This window comes from Nonomuraea sp. B208 (assembly GCF_057536035.1).
In genome coordinates, this window is the sequence record NZ_BAAJOU010000007.1 from 16,816 (window position 1) to 36,508 (window position 19,693).

The window sequence follows — 19,693 nt, forward strand, 5'->3', positions numbered from 1 at the left end:
CCTTCGATCGCCCCTCCACGAAGAGAGCAGGTCTCATGTCCTGGCCTCGCATCTCCGACCCTTTAACGGGCCGTGCAGGCCGCCCGTCGGCATCAGCCGCCTGTGCGTCCCGTGGAGAGGCCACAGACCAGCCTCGCGGGCCTCCTCAATGCCCCGGCTCAGCTCCCCCTCCGACCCCGCCCCGAAATCCCGAAGGGCGCCTCGGATGCCGGCCTGAAACACCCCGATCCTGGCTTACGTCTCGTCCGGCTTGCACCGTCTATACAGATGGATGTCCGATGCGGACAGTCCCTCCTCGGCATCACAGGCACCAGGAAGGACGTTGCGCAGGCTGAGCGTTACCGGCCCGGACTTCACGGAGAGTCATATAGGTGCAGTTGGAGCAAACAAGGACGAATCAGGCTTCTCAGGCAATGCTCTCTCGACCATGAGATCGAGTCGAACGCTTCCCCTCTTCATACGAACGAGGAGGACATGTCGGGACCAGAACATTACCGCGGGCCGTTCCGCGCAGACGGTTGCCGGGCCGGTCGTTGAGCAGGTAGTCGTCGCGTTCCACGAGGTCACAGCAGGTTGCGTCGATCAGCCACACAGGACGAGCAATGGAAGAGGCCGCCGATATGTGCTCGGGGGTACACACATCGACGACCTCTACCGGGGAATCGGGAGCCCTTACGGCTGCGTTACAGAGTTTCTTCGATAATTTTCCGCCATCGCAAAGTTGGGGCTCCAGCAGCCTTCGATGACGGTCGGTTACCTGCCGAATACGGCAACATGGGGCATCGCCTCACACGAACCCCCCAGGGATGGACTAGTGGCCACCTCAGATCCGGTCTACCTGCGTGTCGTCGAAGACATTCGGCGACAGATCACCGACGGCACCCTTCCCCCCGGTGCGCCCATTCCGTCGCGGGCGCAGTTGACCCGCAAATACGGGGTGGGCGAGACAGCCGCTCGTCATGCGCTGCGTGTGCTCGCGAGCGAGGGTCTCATCATCGGCCGCGTCGGCTCTGGCCATTACGTCAGGGAACGCCCCGTTCTGACTCCTCTCCACCGTTGGCGTTACCTCGACCATCCGGCCCCGATAGCGGCCGATCTGCAGTCTCAGGGCAGACGCGTGACCTGGGAATGGCACAGCGAGCCGGCCGAGGCGGGGCCCGAGATCGCTCGCCGCCTCCGCATCAGGGAGACCACGACGCTGACCAAGACGCACTATGTCTTCCGCGGCGACGGCAGACCGCTCCAAATCGCCACCTCGTACGAACCGATGGACTTCGCGCCGCATACCGAGGAGGAGCGGCGCAGCCTGTTCGCAAGGCTGTACGCACACGGCATCAAGGTCACCGAGGTCGTCGAGAGCGTCAGCACCCGCGTTCCCCGCCCAGCCGAGAGCGACGCGCTTGACCTGTCGGCGGGGGTGCACGTGCTGCACGTGGAGCGTACGCATTGGGCGGGCGATCGTCCCGTTGAGACGAGCGACATCGTCATTCCCGGGGACCGGTTCCGGGTCACGTACAGCATGCCTGCGTAGGAGCTGCTCAGCCGACCCCTGGAAAGGCTCCGGGCGAGCCCCACCATTTCCTCGCCCGGAGCCTTCCACCATCCATACTCCGCATCAGTACGTCGAAGCCCAAGGCGAGCAAGGCAGTCATCACCCCCACCCCGCCTATTCGTCGCCTGTGATGTCGCAGCGCCGAGGACGCTCTTCGTCAGCGAGTGTCGGCGGCGCGACATGCCCGCGGGTCTCAGCTTCCGCTGTAGACGGTTGATTGCCGCGCCGGCGGGAGGGGCGCCCATGCGATCGCCAGGGGTTCCGCGGCGCGAGGTCGCGTCGCGGTGCCTCCGTGAGCGGCAGGTCACGGAGTTGAAGCTGGCTGCGGTCACACCCTCCGCCCGCGACCAGAGCTCGGGTACGGGGGGCAGCAAGAGGTCCGTCTGTCCGGCTGCGCGAGTTGCGTGACCTGATCGAGGCGGACGGTCGGGTGGCGAGTGCCTGTCCGCAGGGAAACCCGGCAGTGTTGAGACAGCAGTGAGACTTCCGGTTGAGGCATCGGCTCTCGGTCGACTGTCGTCTTGTCGTGAGCCTCCGCCCATGCGCGACCGTTTCTGCGCACGTCCATCGTGACCAGCGCCCTCCGGGATGAGAGGGCGTGCTGCTGTACAACGCTCGGGTCGTTCTGATCCGAGCAACACAACTTCGGGCTCCCCACCGTAGACGAGATCACCCAAACCGTGGGCATTCGGGCCACCTCGCGGAAAAATGGCGATAAATGCGTCTTGAGAAGGCACACCAGCAGCAATCATCTATGTCTCGGAAGTAAGCGTTGTGTGCTCGTTGCGAAGCCAGCCGGCATTTAGCCGCTTTACCCGATATCTCTCCTGTAGGCGATCAACGGCTAGCAGAAGCAGACCGGGAATTGTCGGCGGTCGTTGATAGAACAGTCGCGGAGGTTGCCGATGCGTCTCAAAGACTTGTCCAAGCAAGACCGGCCCCGCGAACGCCTTATGTCCAGGGGTGCGAATGCCCTGGCGGACCGGGAGCTGCTGGCCGTGCTCCTCGGCTCGGGGTTCCGCGGCTCCAGTGCCCTGGATCTGGCCTCACAAGTCATCGATCACTGCGGAGACCTCGACAGACTGGGCCGTTCCGACCCGCATCGGCTGCTCACCGTACCGGGCATCGGCCCCGCCAAGGCGGCGAGAGTCGCGGCTGCCTTCCACCTCGCCCGGCGGGCCGAGGCCGAGCCCGAGCGCGAACGCATCACCAGCACCACCGAGTTGGCCGGCCATTGCGCCCCTCTCCTCCGCGGACACACACAGGAACGCCTGGTCATGGTCGTGTGTGATACGGGCGGACGGGTGCTGAAACGGTCCGTCGTCACCGAAGGCGGCGCCGATCACACGGCGATGCCGGTTCGCGAGATGATCATTGAGGTGCTCACCACGGGCGGCGCGATGTTCGGCCTCGCGCACAACCATCCAAGCGGCTCCCTGGATCCGAGCAGCGCCGATCTGGAAGCGACCGCCCGCCTCGTCGAGGCTGCCGAAACAGTCGGATTGCGGCTGCTCGACCACCTGATCATCACGGACACCGCTTGGCGGCGAATCCCAACGTAAATGCCGTCCACTCACCCACCGCGCGCCAAAGGGAATCATCTTGTGTATAGCGTCGAACAGCCGTTGCCCAAGCTCGGCCCATGAGAATCTAATGCCGCGGGTAGGCCGTTATGGACGTCAGCCGGCCAGTGCTCGTCGTGGGTGTGGTCCTCCGCCTCCTGGGGCGAGGGTCATATCCATGCTTCCGCGCCGATCTCAGGCGAAGCGTTCTCGGTCGCGTCGATGGTTTTCTGACCGGGGCGTTCCGCCTGGGGTTGCGGCGCGAAGGCGCGCAGCGCGTGAAGGTGGCGTCTTCACGCGCGCCCGGCAGAGGTGCCCGTATTCCGGGTCCGCGGCTTCGGCTTGGAATACGGGCCCTCTGCCAACACCTACCGGCCAGTGCCGGCAGGCCTCTTTCGTCAGTGCCGGCAGCAAAGAATTCAGTACGATCCCAGCCTCCGATAGGGCGATATTCACCTCGGCGGCGTCGGTCCTCGCCAGTCAGCCGGGGCCGGTGCTGTCGGACCTGCACCGGGTGGAATCTCGTGGCGGCTTGCTCTTGGTGACGTCCCTTTGAGGGGAGGACGTGATCGCGAGTAGCGTCGACGAAGCTCCACCGAACGTTGAGATACTTTTCCAGGCGGTGCCCGGTCTCGTGGTCGTGGACACGGCCGACGGCAGGTGCGGTGCAGAGGGAACACCTGCCGTGTACGGGACAGGTGAGCGGAGTTCACCTGTCCGCTCAACGGGCGCGGTCGTACCCGCGGCCGTGGAACACGACATCCTGAGCACCTTGATATCCCTGATACGGATGTCGTGTCAGACCCGGCTCGGCGGCGGCAGGCGAGCCGGGAAGCGGGGATTCCGTTCGAGATGACCCAGAAGTTCAGTCAGGCAGGGACCTTGGGCCGTTCGGGAGGCCCGGGTTCTTCACGGGCATAGCGGTTCACAGGGTGCAGGGTGCGCACTTAAGTGGTTCCGAACGGCGGGGGTCATCTCGATTCGGGCGTAGATGATGCCGACGCAAGATGCCGAGGTGGCGGAAGATGCCGAGGTGGCGCGAGAGGTCGAGGCAAAGGTCGACGCATAGATTTCGACACAAAGGTTCTCGGGGCAAAAGGTTTTCGGTGCCAAAGGTGTCAGTTGATACACAATGATCTGGTGTCGGGGGCGGATTTTTAAGTTTGATGCGGGGATAAGTTAGGTCATTCCGCCGTGCAGAAGCCGCATCCATATCGTCTTTACGGCGGCAGGTCTGAATCGAGGGCTCTCATCGATCAGGGTGCTTCCGCCGCCTCTGCGCGTTCTGCGGATGAAGAAGAGGCCGCCGGCTTGGCAGAGCTCGTAGGAGACGAGCTGGCAGGTACACGTGTAGTCGCGCACGCGTACACGTCCCGTGAGTGGACGAGGGGGTGCCCAATGCAGAGCGGCGTGGCCGGGGTGGGGGCGAGGGACATGAGCGGCGAGACAGGTGACTCGCGGCGCGAGGGCGAGCTCGGTCATGACCAAATAGTACGTCTAGTTGTATCTTCTCATGGAAGCAGTAAGGAGCATCTGTCTAAACGGACAGCATGATATGCCAGGTCTTGTACCTCTTCGCCTATGTTTCCTGTGTGCTCGACTACGACGGCGACACCCACATCTACCTCCAGATCGCCGACATCATCCGGCGGCGCGTTGCCGGGCTCTCCTCCGGACATCCGGTGCCCAGCGAGGCCGACATCCAGCAGGAGTTCGGCGTGGCGAGGACCACGGCCAGGCGGGCGATTCACGTTCTGCGCGAAGAGGGTCTTGTCTATACCGTTCAGGGCGAAGGGGCGTTCGTCGGCACACCCGACGAAGCTCCTCGCAAGAAGCGAAAAGTACCGCTGTACCAGCAGATCGCCTCGGACATCGCGGAACAGATCAAGTCAGGTGAGTTCAGCCCACGGCGTCCCATCCCGGGCGAGGCTGCCTTGGTGAGCCAGTACGGCGTTGCTCGTGAGACTGTGCGACGGGCCATGGCGCTCCTGCGAGAGCAGGGCTGGATTTACACCGTTGCGCAGCGTGGCAGTTATGTCTCACCGAAAGAGTCGTGGCCCCAGGCTTGATCTCACTCAACTGCTTGTATCGAGACGTCTACGCTGGGAACGTGCTCGACCGCGACGGGCCTGTCCCGCTCTACATCCAGGTCGCCGAGATCATCGAGGAATGGATCGCCAGCGGTGAGCTGACGCATGGCGACGCCGTGCCGAGTGAGGCTGCCATGGAGGTGGAGTTCGAGATCGCGCGCACCACCGCTCGCAACGTGGCGCGGGAGCTTCGCAGGCGCCGGCTGGTCCACACCGTTCGGGGAGAGGGCACGTTCGTGGGGCCGCCCGGGGTGCCGTTGCGGAAGCGTTCGAGGGCCATCTACGTGCGGATCGCGGACGAGATCGTGCTTCGCATTCGGCGGGGTGAGCTGCGGCCCCACCGGGCGATTCCGAGCGAGGAGTCGTTGATGCGGCGGCATGGGGTTGCCAAGGTCACGGCGCGCAAGGCTGTGGCACGGCTGCGGGAGTGTGGCTGGGTGTTCACGGTGCCGCAGCACGGGACCTTCGTGTCGGCTCGGGAGGAGTGGCCGGTCGAATGGCGCTGATCGTCTAGCAGTGGTCGTCTAGCGCTGACAGTCGTCGGTCGGGCTCGGTGGCGCCGCAGGGGTCGGCTTGACGACCGGGCACCAGGGCTGAGGCTCGCTCGGCGAACGTCGTCGAGCGCGGACTTCGGGAGTGCCTGTCTGTCAGGTCTTGTTCAACGGCCGCTTCGTCGGCCGAAGAAGGCATCGTGCGGCGGGTTGGGGCGGGGCGGCGATCGGGCGCTCGGCTCTTCTCGTCTGGTTCTCGCTTGTCGGGGATCGGCTGCAACCTGCGGGCAGCGCGCTCCTCCGGAGAGTGCGCTTCTCGCGGGAGTTGCTCCTTCGAGAGTGCGCCCTTCGAGAGACTGCGGGCTGGCCTAGGAGTTTATGGGGCGAGTTGAGGTCGAGGGACGCAGGACAAAGTGGTGGACGCAGGGCGGGTCGGGGACACACGGCGGGTCGGAGGGGTCGGAGACACAGGGCGGGTCGGAGACACACGCCGGGTCGGAGACACACGCCGGGTCGGAGACACAGGGCGGGTCGGTGGACGTCGTGACGGATCGGTGGACGCCGTGACGGGTCGCTGGACGCAGGACGGGCGAGGGGACCGAGGAGAGGCGCGGGTTCTTAAGGCCAGTGCCAGTGCCCGTGACACTGGCGACTGCCGATGGCATTTGGCACTGACGGTGGTGGCGGGTGCCGTTGGCGGCCTGTGGAGCGGCGCTTGCTTCAACAGCGCGGTCGCTTCGGTGATGCGCTCGCACACTCCGTACTCGCTGGCACCCGTGCTCGTTCCGGCGGCGCGCCCGCTGCGGCGGGGTGCTCGTCTACGGAGCGTCGACGAGATGGAAGCGTAGGCAGACGATGATGGTGGTGTCATCGACGTCGAAGCCCTGTGACGCCCAGTAGGCGCGGTGGACCTCACGCCAGTTCTCGATCGAGGTGAAGCCCTCGCCTTCCGCGTGGGCGAAGTCCCAGGGGACCTCCGCGAACGGTACGAGGTCGACTCGGGTGACCTCCAGTTCGGCCGCCCGCTCCCCGGCGTCGGTCAGCAGGATCAGGCGTTCGCCGACGTGCTCGACCTCCTCGCCCTCGGCTTCGTAGTCCAGGGCGAGGAGGCCGGCCGTCGCGGTCTTGCGGCCGATGAGAGCCAGGTTGGTGAGCCGGGTGCGGAGTTCGCCCGGAGTGCCGAGTTCGAGCGTCCGGAGCCCGTCGAGTCGAGGCCACATGGGTAACACCGTACGGGAACGTACCGGTCAGAAGACCGGGATGATGTCCTCCGGGTCGAGGAAGTCGACCTCGACCCCCTCCAGGTCCAGTTCGGGGATGGCGGGAAAGGCGATGCCCCACCGCTCGACGATCGCGCGGACGTGGGCCATGGCGACGCGCCAGTTGTCCGCCTGCTCCTCGTACGACAGCACCCCCAGCCCCGCCTCCCTCGCGTAGTCCATGAGGACGCGGTGGTTGTGCAGGAAGTACGGCGGCAGCTCCCAGAAGCCCCCGGGCGGCTCCCAGAGGATCATGCTGAGGAAGACGAAGCCCGCCCGGAGCTGGCGCGTGATGAGGCTGCGCGTGTCGTCGGTGAGGCCGGGCCATTCGTTCTCCAGGATCGTCATGCAGATCTGGAGATGGCGGGACTCGTCGCGTCCGATGCGCTGGAACATCTCGCTGAAGACCGGGTGCTGCGTACCCGACGACATACCCCTGAACAGGGTCGAGGCGGCCATCTCGCCCATCATGAAGCTGGTGAACAGAACCGGCAGCGAGTACTTGCCGACAGCGGAGTTGTAGCCGTTCCAGTAGCGGCCGCCGTTGTGGTAGAGCCAGCCGATGTTGTTGTGGGCGGCGTGTTCCAGGTCGTCGGACGGGGTCCAGTCGAGAGGGCCGCCGGGCCAGAGCTTGGCGATGGAGCGCTGGCAGCACTCCTCGTGGTTCATCTCGTCGCGGGTGATCGAGAAGAAGCACTTCCTGACGGGGTCTTCCTCGTGCTTCTCGAAGGCGCTGATGGTGGCGCGGGCGAAGACGGCGGGCCCCGAGGCGTCGAAGTTGGCCAGGACGGCGAACCAGTACATGATCCCGAGGCGCTGCTCACGGCTGAAGTCCTCGGGCTTGAGCTGGTCCCAGGGCAGGTCGGCAGGGTTCCAGACCATGCGCTTGGACTTCTCGTAGATCGCGGCGAGTTTCTCCGTCTCGACGCGCCACTCCATCGGATAGATGTTGGGCTGCGGGATTTCCGGCGCGGGCCAGAAGCCGCCTTCAGGGATCGTGAGGTCCGCCATAGTTTGTGACACCTCCTCCTCCAATCCTGCGCGGAGGCGTCACGGCTTTCAAGTACGGGCGCGCTGGGTGATGGCGACGCAGACGAGTACGGCGAGCGCGGCGGCCACCGTCACCGGGCCGAATCGTTCGCCCATGAGGAACCACGCCCAGATCAGGGTGAGGAGCGGCTGGGTGAGCTGGGTCTGGCCGGCGCGGGCGATGCCGCCCTTGGCGAGGCCCGCGTACCAGGGGAAGAAGCCCAGGAACATGGAGATGACCGCGACGTAGGCGAAACCGGCGAGCGCCCCGGGGGTGACGGTGACGGGCGTGAGCACGGTCAGCGCGGCCGTGACGGGGGCGGTGACGGGCAGGGACAGCACGAGGGCGTGGGAGATCACCTGCCAGCCGGGGGTGTCGCGGGCCAGCCGGCCGCCCTCGGTGTAGCCGATCGCGGCGGAGCCCAGCGCGGCCAGGAGGAGCAGGTCGGGCCAGGCCGCGGCAGCCGTACCTTCCTGCTGGAGGAGGGTGAAGGCGGTCACGGCGGCCGCGCCCGACAGGCAGGCCGCCCAGAACAGCCGGCGCGGGCGTTCACCGGCGCGCAGCACGGCGCAGGCGGCGGTGGCGGCCGGGAGGAGCGCGGTGATCACGGCGGCATGGGACGTGCTGGAGCCCAGAGCCAGGGCCAGGCCGCTGAAGACGGGGAAGCCGAAGACGACGCCGAGGGAGATCAGCGCGTACGGGCCCCAGAGGTGGCGCGGCGGGAGAAGGGGGCGGCGGGCGGCTCGCAGGCAGACGACGGCGAGCAGACCGGCTACGGCGGCCCGGCCGATGGCCACCAGCCACGGGTTGAAGCCCTCCATGGCGTAGACGGTGCCGGGGAACGAGCCGGAGAAGGCGAGCACCCCGAGAAAGGCGAGAAGGGTCCCCCTGGTGCGGGTCCGACGACGAGCGTCCGCGGCCTGAGTGCCGAGGTCCCGAGCGTCCAGATCGTGAGCCTCCAGGCCCCGAGTGTCGGGCCCAGAACCACCGACCACTGAAGCAGCCGATGCGCCTGGCAGAACGGGCGCATCGGAGGAGACCGCTACTCCATCCGCAACAGTAGCGCTATCATCATTCTTCATGACCAACGATAGCAGTATCGCCCACATCGCCGCGATACTGCGCGAAGAGGCCGCCCGCCTCGGCCCCGGCGCCCGTCTCCCCTCCAGCCGGGAGATCATGCGCACCCACAACGTCTCCCCCGTCACCGTCTCCCGCGCGATCGGCCAGCTGGCCGCCGAGGGCCGGGTGGTCACCAGACCGGGGAGCGGGGCCTTCGTCGCCCACCCCCAGAAGACGGCCGGCGGCCGGGAGGCGGCGGACCTCTCCTGGCAGACGGTCGCGCTCGGCGACCGCGTCGTGGACGAGGGTCCCGTCGCCGCGCTCCTGGCCGAGGCCCCCGACGGCGTGGTCCCGCTGACCGGCGGCTACCTGCCGCCCGGTCTGCGCCCCGACCGGCATCTCGCGGCGGCCGCGGCGCGCGCCGTACGCCGTCCGGACGCCTGGGCCAAGCCGCCGCTCGCCGGTCTCGCCGAGCTGCGGCGCTGGTTCGCCGACCAGACGGGCGGGGACGTGACCGCGGCCGACGCGCTGGTCGTCAGCGGCGGCCAGGCCGCGCTCACGCACGCCTTCCGCGCGCTGGCGGCTCCGGGGACGCCGGTGCTGGTGGAGACGCCGACGTACCCGGGGGCGCTGGCCGCGGCGAAGGCGGCGGGGCTGCGGGCGACGGCCGTGCCCGTGGACGCGTCCGGCGTCCGTCCGGAGCTGCTGGCGGAGGCGTTCGCGGTGACCGGGGCCCGCGTCTTCTTCTGCCAGCCCACGCTGCACAACCCCACCGGCGCCACCCTTCCTGCCGAACGCCGCCGGCAGGTGCTGGAGGTGGCGCGGGCGGCGGGCGCGTTCGTGATCGAGGACGATTACGCCCATTACCTCATCGAGCAGCCCCCGCCCACGCTGGCCTCCATGGACGAGCACGGCACGGTGGTCCATGTCCGGTCCCTGACAAAGATCCTCTCCCCCAGCATGCGGGTGGCCGCGGTGATCGCCCGGGGCCCGGCCGCGCACCGGCTGCGGGCCGGGCAGCTCGTGGAGTCGTTCTTCGTGGCCCGGCCGCTGCAGGAGACGGCGCTGGAGCTGGTGGGCTCGCCGGCCTGGCGGCGCCATCTCGCGACGGTCCATGCCGAGCTGCGCCTGCGCAGGGACGCTCTGGCCGCCGCGCTCGCCGCCCGCCTGCCGGAGGAGGCCGAGCTGCACCTGCTGCCCGCGGGCGGCATGCACCTGTGGCTGCGCCTCACCGCCGGTCTGGACGAGGACGCCTTGGTGGAGGGCGCGCGGCGGCATGGCGTGCTGGTGAGCCCGGGGCGGATGTACTACCCGTCCGAGCCGCCGGGGCCGCGGCTCAGGCTGACGCATGCCGCCGCGGCGCACCTGGCGGAGCTGGACGAGGGGGTACGCCGCCTGGCCCGGGCGTTCCAGGACCTCGCCCGCCCGGACGCGTAACGCCCAGGACCTCGTACGGGACGGAGGCGCGATCAAGAGGTTCATGATCGACCGCTAGAGTGGAGCCATGTCGTCCCCCGCGGAGCTCGTCCGAGACTTCGTGAACACCTACGACGTCGCAACCGACACCGACGAGCTGTCCTCCCCCGCCGAGCTGGCCGTCTGGCTGCGCGAGCGCGGCCTGACCGGCCCGCGCGAGCGGGCCACCGACGACGACCTGCACACCGCGCACGCCCTTCGTGAGGGCATGCGGGCGGCGCTGCGGCGCGAGCCGGCCACTCTGCCCGGCCTGCCGCTGCAGGTCAGGGTGGGAGCGAGTGGTGAGCCGGAGCTGGTGCCGGCCGGGGCGGGCGTCGCCGGCGGGCTGGCCGCGATCGCGGCCGCGACGCTCGGCACCGCGTGGGACCGGCTGAAGGTGTGCGCGGAGGGAACGTGTCAGCGGGCGTTCATCGACTCGTCCAGAAACCGTTCCCGCTCGTGGTGTTCTATGCGTGTATGCGGCAACCGCACCAAGACACGGGCTTACCGGGCGAGGAAGCGGGGTTCGCGTCGTCTCCAAGCCTCAAACACCGATACGGTGTAACTCGTGCCTTGTGGCATGAACGGCAGGCGAAGGAGCGGGCCGAGATGGCAGACGTAGGCGTCCGGGCGGCCCGGCGCGAGGATGTGCTCCAGGTTGCGAATTGTCAGGTTCGCGCCTGGCGCTACGGCTACCGGGACTTTCTCCCGGAGGGGCCGCTTGAGCAGATGACGGGCCCCGCGGCCGAGAAGATGTGGCTGCGCCAGTGGGACGAGGCGATCGTCGCCCCGCCCAGCCCCATGCACCGGGTGCTGGTCGCGGTGGAGACCATCCTCGACACCGAGGGCTTCCCCGCCCTGGGCGCGGGCGGCAGTGCCGCGCTCGTCACGCCGCGCGGCGGCGAGCGCGTGGTCGGCCTGGCCTCGCACGCCCCCGCCGAGGACCCCGACCTCGATCCCAGCGTCGTGGCCGAGATGCTGACGCTGCTGGTCGACCCCGACTTCGTCCGTCGCGGGCACGGCAGCCGGCTGCTCAACGCCACCGTCGACTACCTGCGCGATGACGGCTTCCGGCAGATTGTCACCTGGGTGTTCGCCGACAACTACGCGGTGCTCGGCTTCCTGGAGTCGGCCGGCTGGGGCGAGGACATGGCGGAGCGCGTTCTCGACATGGGCCGTCCCATCCGCATGGTGAGGCTCACCACGGACATCAGTTAGGCAGAGGACGAGGCAGAGGACATGGCAACACCCGGCCAATGGATCGCCGGCGCGCGGCCCCGCACACTCCCCAACGCCGTCGTCCCCGTCATGGTGGGCACCGGCGTGGCGATCGGTGAGGGCGGCTTCGTGTGGTGGCGGGCCGTGCTGGCGCTGTTCGTGGCGCTCGCGCTGCAGATCGGCGTCAACTACGCCAACGACTACAGCGACGGCATCCGCGGCACCGACGACCAGCGGGTCGGCCCGATGCGGCTCGTGGGCTCGCGCGCGGCCACCCCGCGCCAGGTGCTGACGGCCGCGCTGAGCTGCTTCGCCGTCGCCGCGGTGCTGGGGCTGGCGCTGGTGGTGGTCACCCGGGCCTGGTGGATCCTGCTGGTGGGCGCGGCCTGCATCGCCGCCGCCTGGTTCTACACCGGCGGCAAACGCCCGTACGGCTACCGCGGGCTGGGCGAGCTGGCCGTGTTCGTGTTCTTCGGCGTGGTGCCGGTGGTGGGCACGACGTACGTGCAGACCGCGTCGCTGAGCTGGGTGGCGCTGCTCGCGTCGATCCCGGTGGGCCTGCTGTCGTGCTCGATGCTCGTCGTCAACAACCTGCGCGACGTGGGCACCGACGGGCAGTCGGGCAAGCGGACGCTGGCGGTCGTGCTGGGCGCGCAGCGCACGCGGGCCCTGTACGTGGCCTGCCAGGTGCTGCCGTTCGTGGTGGCGCTGGCCATGACGGTGGTCACGCCGTGGGCGGCGCTGACGCTGCTGGCGGCGCCACTGGCGGTGACGCCGATCCGTACCGTGCTGGGCAGGGCCGTCGGGCCCGCGCTGATCGCGGTGCTGCAGCAGACGGGCAAGCTGCAGATGGCGTACGGGTTGCTGTTCGCGGTGGGTCTCGCTCTGGTCTTCTGAGGCCGGCGTTCTAGTCTGGGCAGATGAAGGACTTCATCGCCGGGCTGCCCAAGTGCGAGCTCCACCTGCACATCGAAGGAACGCTGGAGCCGGAGCTCAAGTTCGAGCTGGCCGCCCGCAACGGGCTCGCGCTGCCCTACGCGTCGGCCGAGGAGATGCGCGCGGCCTACTCCTTCGACAGCCTGCCGTCCTTCCTCACCGTCTACTACGAGGGCATGCGGGTGCTGCGCACCGAGCCCGACTTCTACGACCTGGCCATGGCCTACCTCCGCAAGGCCGCCGCGCAGAACGTCCGCTACGCGGAGATCTTCTTCGATCCGCAGGCGCACACCGGGCGCGGGGTGCCGTTCGACGTGGTGATCCGAGGGCTGCGGCGGGCGCTGATGGACGCCGAGGCGCAGCTCGGGGTGCGGGCGCAGCTCATCATGTGCTTCCTGCGCGACTTCCAGGCCGAGTACGCGATGGCGACGCTGCTGGAGTCGCTGCCGTACAAGGAGTGGATCGCCGGCGTCGGCCTGGACTCCGACGAGAAGGGCAACCCGCCGGCGAAGTTCGCCGAGGTCTACGCCCGCGCCCGCGCCGAGGGCTACCTGCTGACCATGCACTGCGACGTCGACCAGGACGACGCGGTCGAGCACATCCGCCAGGCGATCGAGGACATCGGCGTCGACCGGATCGACCACGGCGTCAACATCCTGGAGGACCAGCGGCTGGTGGAGCTGGTGCTGGCGCGGGGCATGGGGCTCACCTGCTGCCCGATCTCCAACGGCTTCGTCACCGACTCGATGAAGGCCGAGGGCATCCGCAAACTGATGGACCTGGGCGTGCGGGTGACGGTCAACTCCGACGACCCGGCGTACTTCGACGGCTACGTACAGGAGAACCTGATCGCGCTGCAGGAGGCGCTGCAGCTCAGCGAGGAGGAGCTGGCGGGGCTGGAGCGCAACGCGTTCGAGGTGACCTGGCTCCCCCGTCCGGTCAAGGACGCCTACCTCTCGGAAGTGGACGCCTATCTCGCCTCCCGGGCCCGCTGAAGGGTGGCGTAACGCCCCTGCCGCAGGGCAGTCTTATCGTTGCGGACGGTCCGGACAACCGAGGGCGAGGGATCTTCGTTGAACCGGCCTAGTGTCCTCACGGACATCGAGGAGTTCGAACGGGCGCTCGGCGACTGCCTGTCCATCGCCACCCGCGCCATGCCCGATTCCCCCATGATGAGCATCGCGCTGCGCGCCGAGGGCGGGCTGCGTACGGTCGCCTGCACCGACGCGCGCGCCGAGCTGCTCGACGAGCTGCAGTCGGTCACCGGTCAGGGGCCCTGCGTGGACGCGCTCGACACGGGCGAGCCGGTCACCTCGGCCGACCTGGCGGCCGACCCCCGCTGGTCGCGGTTCACCGCCGAGGCCGGGCTGCGCAGCCTGCACGCCGAGCCGCTGAAGTCCGAGGGCCTGCTGCTGGGCGTCCTGACGCTCTACTCGGGCGAGCGCGGCGGCTTCGCGGAGGCGACGCGCGTGACGGCGCGGGTCACGGCCGAGCACATCGGCGTGCTGTTCCGCACCGCTCTCGGCGCGGCCCGGTTGAAGGAGGTGGCCGCGCAGCTCAAGGAGGCGCTCAACACGCGGGCGGTGATCGACCAGGCGCTCGGCATCGTGATGGCGCAGCGGCGCTGCACCTCGCAGCAGGCGTTCGAGATGCTGCGGCACGTCTCCCAGGACCGCAACGTCAAGGTCTACCAGGTGGCGGCGGGCATCGTACGGAAGGTGACGGGGGAGGCTCCGCAGCGGCCCCGTTTCGAGGATCCGCCGCCGCGGGTGCGCCCCCGGACGCGGTGACCACCGTCCCGCCCCGAAAATCCACGATATTTATCGACTTTTCCGGAAATTGCGCCATAACCCGGCGCACATTCTTTTCTTGACGTCGTGAATCTTGACTGGGCCGCAAAGTGGGTAAAGATGGAGCGGGGTGCATCACGACGCTAAGAGGTAGCCGTTGTCACTCAGCCCTGAGCCGGAACTCTCGCACGCCACAGGGTTCCCGGACCTCCTCGACGTCGACGCGTTATTGGCCGGAGGCTGGCGCCCGCTCGCCTTCCAGCAGTTCATCCTGAAGGTCCACAGCCGCTGCGACCTGGCCTGCCGCCACTGCTACGTGTACGAGATGGCCGACCAGAGCTGGCGCGAGCAGCCGCGCAGGATGTCCGACGCGATCGCCGACCGCGCGATCGAGCGCATCGCCGAGCACGCCGCCGCCCACGACCTCGGCGAGATCGACGTCATCCTGCACGGCGGCGAGCCGCTGCTGGCCGGCCCCGAGCTCATCTCCCGCATCGTACGAGGGGTGCGCGGCGCGGTGGCCACGGGCACCCGGGTCAACGCCCACATCCAGACGAACGGCGTACGGTTGCACGACGACTACCTGCGCCTGTTCGAGTCGCTGGAGATCCGGATCGGGGTCAGCCTGGACGGCGACGCGGAGGGCCAGGACCGCCACCGCCGCTTCGCCGACGGACGCGGCAGCCACGCCCTGGTCAGCGAGTCGCTGCGACGCCTGAGCGAGGGCCCCTACCACCATCTGTTCAGCGGCCTCCTCTGCACCGTGGACGTGCGCAACGACCCGATCCGCACCTACGAGGCGCTGCTGGAGTTCGACCCCCCGGCGGTCGACTTCCTGCTGCCGCACGGCAACTGGGCCGAGCCGCCGCCGTTCCGCGAGCCGGGCTCCCCCGCCACCCCCTACGCCGACTGGCTGATCCAGATCTTCGACCGCTGGTACGACAGCCCGGTGCTGCAGACCGACGTACGCCTGTTCAGGGAGATCATGCGGCTGCTCATGGGCGGCCACTCGCGCGCGGAGAACGTGGGCCTGTCCCCGGTGCGCATGGTCGTCATCGAGACCGACGGCGGCATCGAGCAGTCCGACAGCCTGAAGAGCGCCTTCCAGGGCGCGGCCAGGACCCCGCTGCACGTGCTGCGCGATCCCCTGGACCACGCCCTGCTGCAGCCCGCCATCGCCGCCCGCCAGATCGGCGAGCTGGCGTTGTCGTCCACCTGCCGCCGCTGCGACCTCGTCTCGGTCTGCGGCGGCGGCCAGTACGCCCACCGCTACAGCCCGCTCACCGGCTTCGCCGAGCCGTCGGTCTACTGCCCCGACCTCTACCGGTTGATCAGCCACATCGGGGCGCGCTGCGGGCGGGACGTGGCCCGGCTGAGAGCAGGGCGATGAGACCCGTCACGCACCGGCTGTCCGCCGCCGCGTTCGCCGAGCTGGCCACGGGCGGTGGCGGCGCGGCCGCCCTGGCCGAGCTGCGCGCCGCCCAGACGAGCAAACACCGCCTCCTCGTACGCCTGGCCGCCGAGGAATCCGGCACCGCCGCCCGCGCCTACGAGACGCTGGCCGAGCTGGAGGCGGGCGCGCCCGGCGAGGTGAGCGACTGCCTGCGCCATCCCGCGGTGGGCGCGTGGGCGCTGCGGGCCTGCCGCGGCCAGGCCGACCCCGGCCGGCTGGCGGCGGTCGCGCTGGCCGCGGCGGTGCGGGCCGGCGCGGCGTGCCGGCTGGAGGTCCCGGTGCCCTGCGGCCGGCTCGTGCTGCCCTCCCTCGGCCTGCTGACCCTGCCGCCCGACGGCCAGGAACGGGTCATGGCCACCGTCGAGCCGGCGGACGGCGGCGCGCGCATACACGCCGGGGGGCGGGCCTTCCTGGTGCGTCCCGGCCGCGACGGGCGGGACTGGCAGGCCCTGCACCGGATGTCGTTCGGCCCGGACACCACCATGACCGTGGACGACCTCGACCCCCATCGGTGGCTGGGCGACGACGTGGCCGGCCGCCTGTCCCCGGCGCGGCGGCGGCGCTGGAGCACCTGCCTCGGCCAGGCGTGGGAGATCCTGCGGACACGCCACGCCACGGTGGCCGAGGAGGTCGGCGCGGCCGTCTCGGTGCTCACGCCGATCCTCGGCACCGCCGTGGAGCAGCGCAGCGCCTCCGCGCGCGACCTCTTCGGCACGATCGCCCTGTCCGACCCCGTGGACGGGATCGGCATGGCGCTCACCCTGGCGCACGAGCTCCAGCACATCAAGCTGTACGCGCTGACCGACCTCGTCACGCTCACCCTGCCGGACGACGGCCGCCGCTTCTACGCCCCCTGGCGGCCCGATCCGCGCCCGCTGCACGGGCTGCTGCACGGCGCGTACGCGCATGCCGCCGTCGCGGCCTTCTGGCGGCGGCACCTCGCCGACCCGGAGCACGGGGCGAAGGCCGAGGTGGAGTTCGCCCGCTGGCGCGAGGCTTCCACGCAGGTCACGGCGACGCTGCTGGACAGCGGCGGCCTCACCGAGGAGGGGACGCGCTTCGTCGGCACGCTGCGCAACACGCTCGCGAGCCTGGACGGCCAGCCGGTGAGCGCGGGCGCGGCCGAGCGGGCCCGCCTGATGGCCGAGGCACACCGGCAGTCCCACAGCCCCGGGTGAGGCGGGTTAAATGGGCGGCGGGTCGAAGTCACAGTTGAGCCGCTCGCCCGCGAGCAGCCCCAGCGCGTCGGGATGCTCGCGCCCCATGGCCAGCTCGAAGCGCTGCGTCGTCTCGGCGAGCAGCCGTTTGGACTCCTCGCTCGCGCCGACCGCCTCCAGGTCGAGGCAGAGGTTGGCGGCGCAGATGAGGCTGAGGTAGTGGTCGGCGGAGAAGCCGGCCTGGATGACCCGCAGGTTCTCCTCGCCGACGGCCCGGGCGTCCTCGTGCCTGCCGAGGGCGGCGAGGTCGTTCTGCAGGTTGATCGCGCAGCTCACGGTGTAGTCGTGGTCGCGGCCGACCCGGGCGGTGAGCCCGGCCAGCGCCCGCTCGTCCAGCGCGAGCGCCGCCTCGGGGTCGCCCGTGAGGCGCAGGAGGAGGGCTTGGTTGATCCGCGCCGCCTGGGTGAAGGGGTGCTCGTCGCCGAACACCGCCGGGTAGAGCCGCAGGGCCCGCTCGGTGATCTCCAGCGCCTCGTCCAGCTCCCCGACGGCGCGCAGCACGTTGGCCAGGCCGAAGGCGGCGGCCAGGGTGTAGGCGTGCTCCTCGCCGAACAGGCGGCGCGAGCGGATGTAGGTGTCGCGCATGAGCTGCAGGGCCTCGGGCAGCCGGCCCACGCGGCGCAGGCAGACCGCGAAGTCCTTGGCCGCGAGCAGCGTGCTCGGGTGGTCCTCGCCCAGGCTCGCCACGCCGTAGGAGTAGGCCTCCTCGGCCAGGTCGGTGGCCACCTCGAACTGGCCGTTCAGCCGGACGGCCCGGCTGAGGTTGGTCCACGTGAGCAGCAGCACCCGGCGGCCGATGCCCTCCATGCTGCTCTGCTTGAGATAGACGTCCTGCAGCAGCTCGCTGGCCCGGCCGTAGTCGCTGGTCAGGGTGTAGTCAAGGGCCAGGCTGTGGCGGGCGCGCAGGGTCAGCGGGTCGCTGTCGCCGTAGAGGCGCTCGTAGGTTTCGGACGCCTCCGCGTCCAGTTTCTGAGCCTGGGAGAACTCGCCCCGGCCGCGCAGGGCTCCGGCGTAACCGATCTTGGCCCACAACGTCTCGGAGTGGTCGGGGCCGAGCGTGTCGGTCATCAGGCCGAAGGTCTCGGAGACGAGCTGGACGGCCTTGGTGTACTGGGCGAGCTGCAGGTAGACGTTGGACAGGTGGACGCGGGCGACCAGCACGTCCTTGTGGTCGACGCCGTCGACCTGCGTCCACTTGGTGACGTACTCGTTGATCAGCGCCTGCGCCTGGCGGTAGCTGCCGCGTACGTACAGGTAGCGCACCAGGTCGAGGGCGAACCTGCGCACGGCCGGCACCGTGCAGTCGATCAGCCCGGACGGCTCCAGGTGCGCGGCCAGCTCCTCGTAGCGGGGCCAGTTGACCGTGTCGTCGGGATCGGCGGGAGCGGTGCCCGACAGCAGCAGGTGGACCTCGTGGCGCAGCTCGGCGCGGTCCTTCTCCGGGGTCTCGTCGCGCAGCAGGGCCTGGTTGAGCCGGTGGACCTGGAGGGTGCGTACGGACGGCTCCACCTTGACCAGGGCCAGCCGCTCCAGCTGGCTCAGCGCGTTGGTGAGCGTGATCGGGTCGGAGAGGATGGGCCCGAGACGCGGGCCGACCGCGCGGTTGCCCCGGCGGAAGACGTCGCGCGGGATGGGCTCGGGGCCGAAGAACGCGCAGCAGCGCAGCACCTCGACGGCCGCGGGAAGGGTCTTCTGCAACTGGTCGACCGACAGACGCCAGGCCGCCGTCATCGAGGTCGGGTAGGTGGGCGACTTCTCCAGCTCCAGCAGCCTGCTGGTCTGCTCCTGCAGCAGCTCCAGGTAGTCCTCGACCGGCATCAGGGTGCGGACCAGCAGGGCCGCGGCCTGTTCGAGCGCGATCGGCAGGTCTCCGAGCTGCTCGGCGATGCGGTCGGCCTCGTCGAGGCTGACCGTCTCGCTCAGCCGCCTGCGGAGGAAGGCCACGCTCTCCTCGCGCCTGAACACGTCCACCTGGATGGTGGGCTCGTGGTCGCTCCAGCGCGAGTTGCGCGAGGTGATGATGACGTGGCCGGGGCCCCGCGGGATGAACTCCTTGACGTATTCGGGCTCCTCCGCGTTGTCGAAGATCACCAGCCAGCCGCGGTACGGCGACCCGCTCTCCAGCGCGCGGATGACCTCCTGGGCGGTCTTCTCCACGCCCGTGCTGCTCGCGGGGGGCAAGCCGAGCTTCGGCGCCATGTCCGCCAGCGTCGAGGGCACCAGCAGGGGCTGGTCGGCGGAGACCCAGAGGACCAGGTCGTAGTGGGCGCGGTATTGCCAGGCGTACTCGATGGCCAGCTGCGTCTTGCCGACCCCGCCGAGTCCCTGCAGCGCCCGCGGCTGCGCGACGACCGCCGTGACGGTGTTGATGCTTTTTCTCAGTGCCGTGAGGAGGTCCTTGCGGCCGGTGAAGTTCGGATTGCGATTGGGCACGCGTTCCCAGACCTGCGAGCTCTGCGGCGGCAGGAAATTCTCCGTCACGTCGGTCCTCCGCTTCATATCCGAAGAGGTGAGGCAACCGTAGAACTCCATACTAGAGGTTGATTAGCGCACCGCGCTGTCACAGAATGCTAAATAG

At 69.3% G+C, this 19,693-nt stretch carries 16 protein-coding genes; 12 read left to right on the top strand and 4 right to left on the bottom strand.

All coding sequences use genetic code 11. The features are described from left to right. Positions 1–814: 814 nt before the first annotated feature. The 4 genes from AC27IY_RS03385 to AC27IY_RS03400 all read left to right on the top strand — a co-directional run bounded on the left by AC27IY_RS03385 (position 815) and on the right by AC27IY_RS03400 (position 5,710). Positions 815–1,531, top strand: a complete 717-nt coding sequence (locus tag AC27IY_RS03385; RefSeq protein WP_344205032.1) for a GntR family transcriptional regulator — start codon at positions 815–817, stop codon at positions 1,529–1,531. Between the two features lie 926 nt (positions 1,532–2,457). Then, positions 2,458–3,114, top strand: a complete 657-nt coding sequence (radC, locus tag AC27IY_RS03390) for a RadC family protein (protein ID WP_364450901.1) — start codon at positions 2,458–2,460, stop codon at positions 3,112–3,114. A 1,592-nt stretch (positions 3,115–4,706) separates the two neighbouring features. Then, entirely contained in the window at positions 4,707–5,183 is a 477-nt protein-coding gene (locus AC27IY_RS03395; protein WP_344205036.1) for a GntR family transcriptional regulator, read from the top strand. Between the two features lie 41 nt (positions 5,184–5,224). After that, positions 5,225–5,710 carry a GntR family transcriptional regulator gene (locus tag AC27IY_RS03400; protein ID WP_344205038.1) on the top strand — a complete coding sequence of 162 codons (486 nt, stop codon included), beginning with the start codon at positions 5,225–5,227 and terminating at the stop codon, positions 5,708–5,710. 803 nt (positions 5,711–6,513) lie between these two features. Here the strand turns inward: AC27IY_RS03400 and AC27IY_RS03405 are convergent. From AC27IY_RS03405 to AC27IY_RS03415, 3 genes are read right to left on the bottom strand one after another with little or no spacing between them, the layout of a single operon-like run. Beyond that, positions 6,514–6,915, bottom strand: a complete 402-nt coding sequence (locus AC27IY_RS03405; protein ID WP_344205039.1) for an ASCH domain-containing protein — start codon at positions 6,913–6,915, stop codon at positions 6,514–6,516. 27 nt (positions 6,916–6,942) lie between these two features. Beyond that, a complete protein-coding gene (locus AC27IY_RS03410; protein WP_423473678.1) occupies positions 6,943–7,965 on the bottom strand; it encodes a hypothetical protein in 1,023 nt (340 codons plus the stop codon). A 48-nt stretch (positions 7,966–8,013) separates the two neighbouring features. After that, the gene (locus AC27IY_RS03415; RefSeq protein ID WP_487177104.1) at positions 8,014–8,946 is read right to left on the bottom strand and encodes a DMT family transporter; all 933 of its coding nucleotides are present in this window, start codon (positions 8,944–8,946) and stop codon (positions 8,014–8,016) included. A gap of 118 nt (positions 8,947–9,064) precedes the next feature. On the opposite strand from AC27IY_RS03415, the gene AC27IY_RS03420 reads away from it, so the two are divergent. From AC27IY_RS03420 to AC27IY_RS03455, 8 genes are all read left to right on the top strand, one after another. Then, positions 9,065–10,483, top strand: coding sequence for an aminotransferase-like domain-containing protein (locus tag AC27IY_RS03420; RefSeq protein WP_487177092.1), 1,419 nt, complete (start codon positions 9,065–9,067; stop codon positions 10,481–10,483). 67 nt (positions 10,484–10,550) lie between these two features. Then, the gene (locus AC27IY_RS03425; protein WP_487177093.1) at positions 10,551–11,066 is read left to right on the top strand and encodes a CGNR zinc finger domain-containing protein; all 516 of its coding nucleotides are present in this window, start codon (positions 10,551–10,553) and stop codon (positions 11,064–11,066) included. Positions 11,067–11,230: 164 nt separating this feature from the next. Then, positions 11,231–11,719, top strand: a complete 489-nt coding sequence (locus tag AC27IY_RS03430) for a GNAT family N-acetyltransferase (protein WP_020545748.1) — start codon at positions 11,231–11,233, stop codon at positions 11,717–11,719. A gap of 21 nt (positions 11,720–11,740) precedes the next feature. Further along, positions 11,741–12,616, top strand: a complete 876-nt coding sequence (locus AC27IY_RS03435; RefSeq protein ID WP_487177094.1) for a 1,4-dihydroxy-2-naphthoate polyprenyltransferase — start codon at positions 11,741–11,743, stop codon at positions 12,614–12,616. A gap of 23 nt (positions 12,617–12,639) precedes the next feature. After that, positions 12,640–13,650, top strand: a complete 1,011-nt coding sequence (locus AC27IY_RS03440) for an adenosine deaminase (RefSeq protein WP_487177095.1) — start codon at positions 12,640–12,642, stop codon at positions 13,648–13,650. Positions 13,651–13,728: 78 nt separating this feature from the next. After that, positions 13,729–14,445: a GAF and ANTAR domain-containing protein gene (locus AC27IY_RS03445; RefSeq protein WP_487177096.1), complete on the top strand. Its 717-nt coding sequence runs from the start codon at positions 13,729–13,731 to the stop codon at positions 14,443–14,445. Between the two features lie 157 nt (positions 14,446–14,602). Continuing rightward, a complete protein-coding gene (locus AC27IY_RS03450; RefSeq protein WP_344205050.1) occupies positions 14,603–15,835 on the top strand; it encodes an FxsB family cyclophane-forming radical SAM/SPASM peptide maturase in 1,233 nt (410 codons plus the stop codon). Further along, entirely contained in the window at positions 15,832–17,076 is a 1,245-nt protein-coding gene (locus AC27IY_RS03455; protein WP_487177097.1) for an aKG-HExxH-type peptide beta-hydroxylase, read from the top strand. The genes AC27IY_RS03450 and AC27IY_RS03455 overlap by 4 nt, the downstream gene beginning before the upstream one ends. Before the next feature lie 6 nt (positions 17,077–17,082). Here AC27IY_RS03455 and fxsT read toward each other — a convergent pair whose 3' ends face one another. Beyond that, positions 17,083–19,596: an FxSxx-COOH system tetratricopeptide repeat protein gene (gene fxsT, locus AC27IY_RS03460; protein WP_371252461.1), complete on the bottom strand. Its 2,514-nt coding sequence runs from the start codon at positions 19,594–19,596 to the stop codon at positions 17,083–17,085. Positions 19,597–19,693 lie beyond the last annotated feature (97 nt).

Coding starts and splice junctions, on each gene's coding strand:
- radC (WP_364450901.1), top strand. CDS start 2,458: ATGCGTCTCAAAGACTTGTCCAAGCAAGACCGGCCCCGCGAACGCCTT.
- AC27IY_RS03405 (WP_344205039.1), bottom strand. CDS start 6,915: ATGTGGCCTCGACTCGACGGGCTCCGGACGCTCGAACTCGGCACTCCG.
- AC27IY_RS03410 (WP_423473678.1), bottom strand. CDS start 7,965: ATGGCGGACCTCACGATCCCTGAAGGCGGCTTCTGGCCCGCGCCGGAA.
- AC27IY_RS03420 (WP_487177092.1), top strand. CDS start 9,065: ATGACCAACGATAGCAGTATCGCCCACATCGCCGCGATACTGCGCGAA.
- AC27IY_RS03425 (WP_487177093.1), top strand. CDS start 10,551: ATGTCGTCCCCCGCGGAGCTCGTCCGAGACTTCGTGAACACCTACGAC.
- AC27IY_RS03430 (WP_020545748.1), top strand. CDS start 11,231: ATGACGGGCCCCGCGGCCGAGAAGATGTGGCTGCGCCAGTGGGACGAG.
- AC27IY_RS03435 (WP_487177094.1), top strand. CDS start 11,741: ATGGCAACACCCGGCCAATGGATCGCCGGCGCGCGGCCCCGCACACTC.
- AC27IY_RS03440 (WP_487177095.1), top strand. CDS start 12,640: ATGAAGGACTTCATCGCCGGGCTGCCCAAGTGCGAGCTCCACCTGCAC.
- AC27IY_RS03455 (WP_487177097.1), top strand. CDS start 15,832: ATGAGACCCGTCACGCACCGGCTGTCCGCCGCCGCGTTCGCCGAGCTG.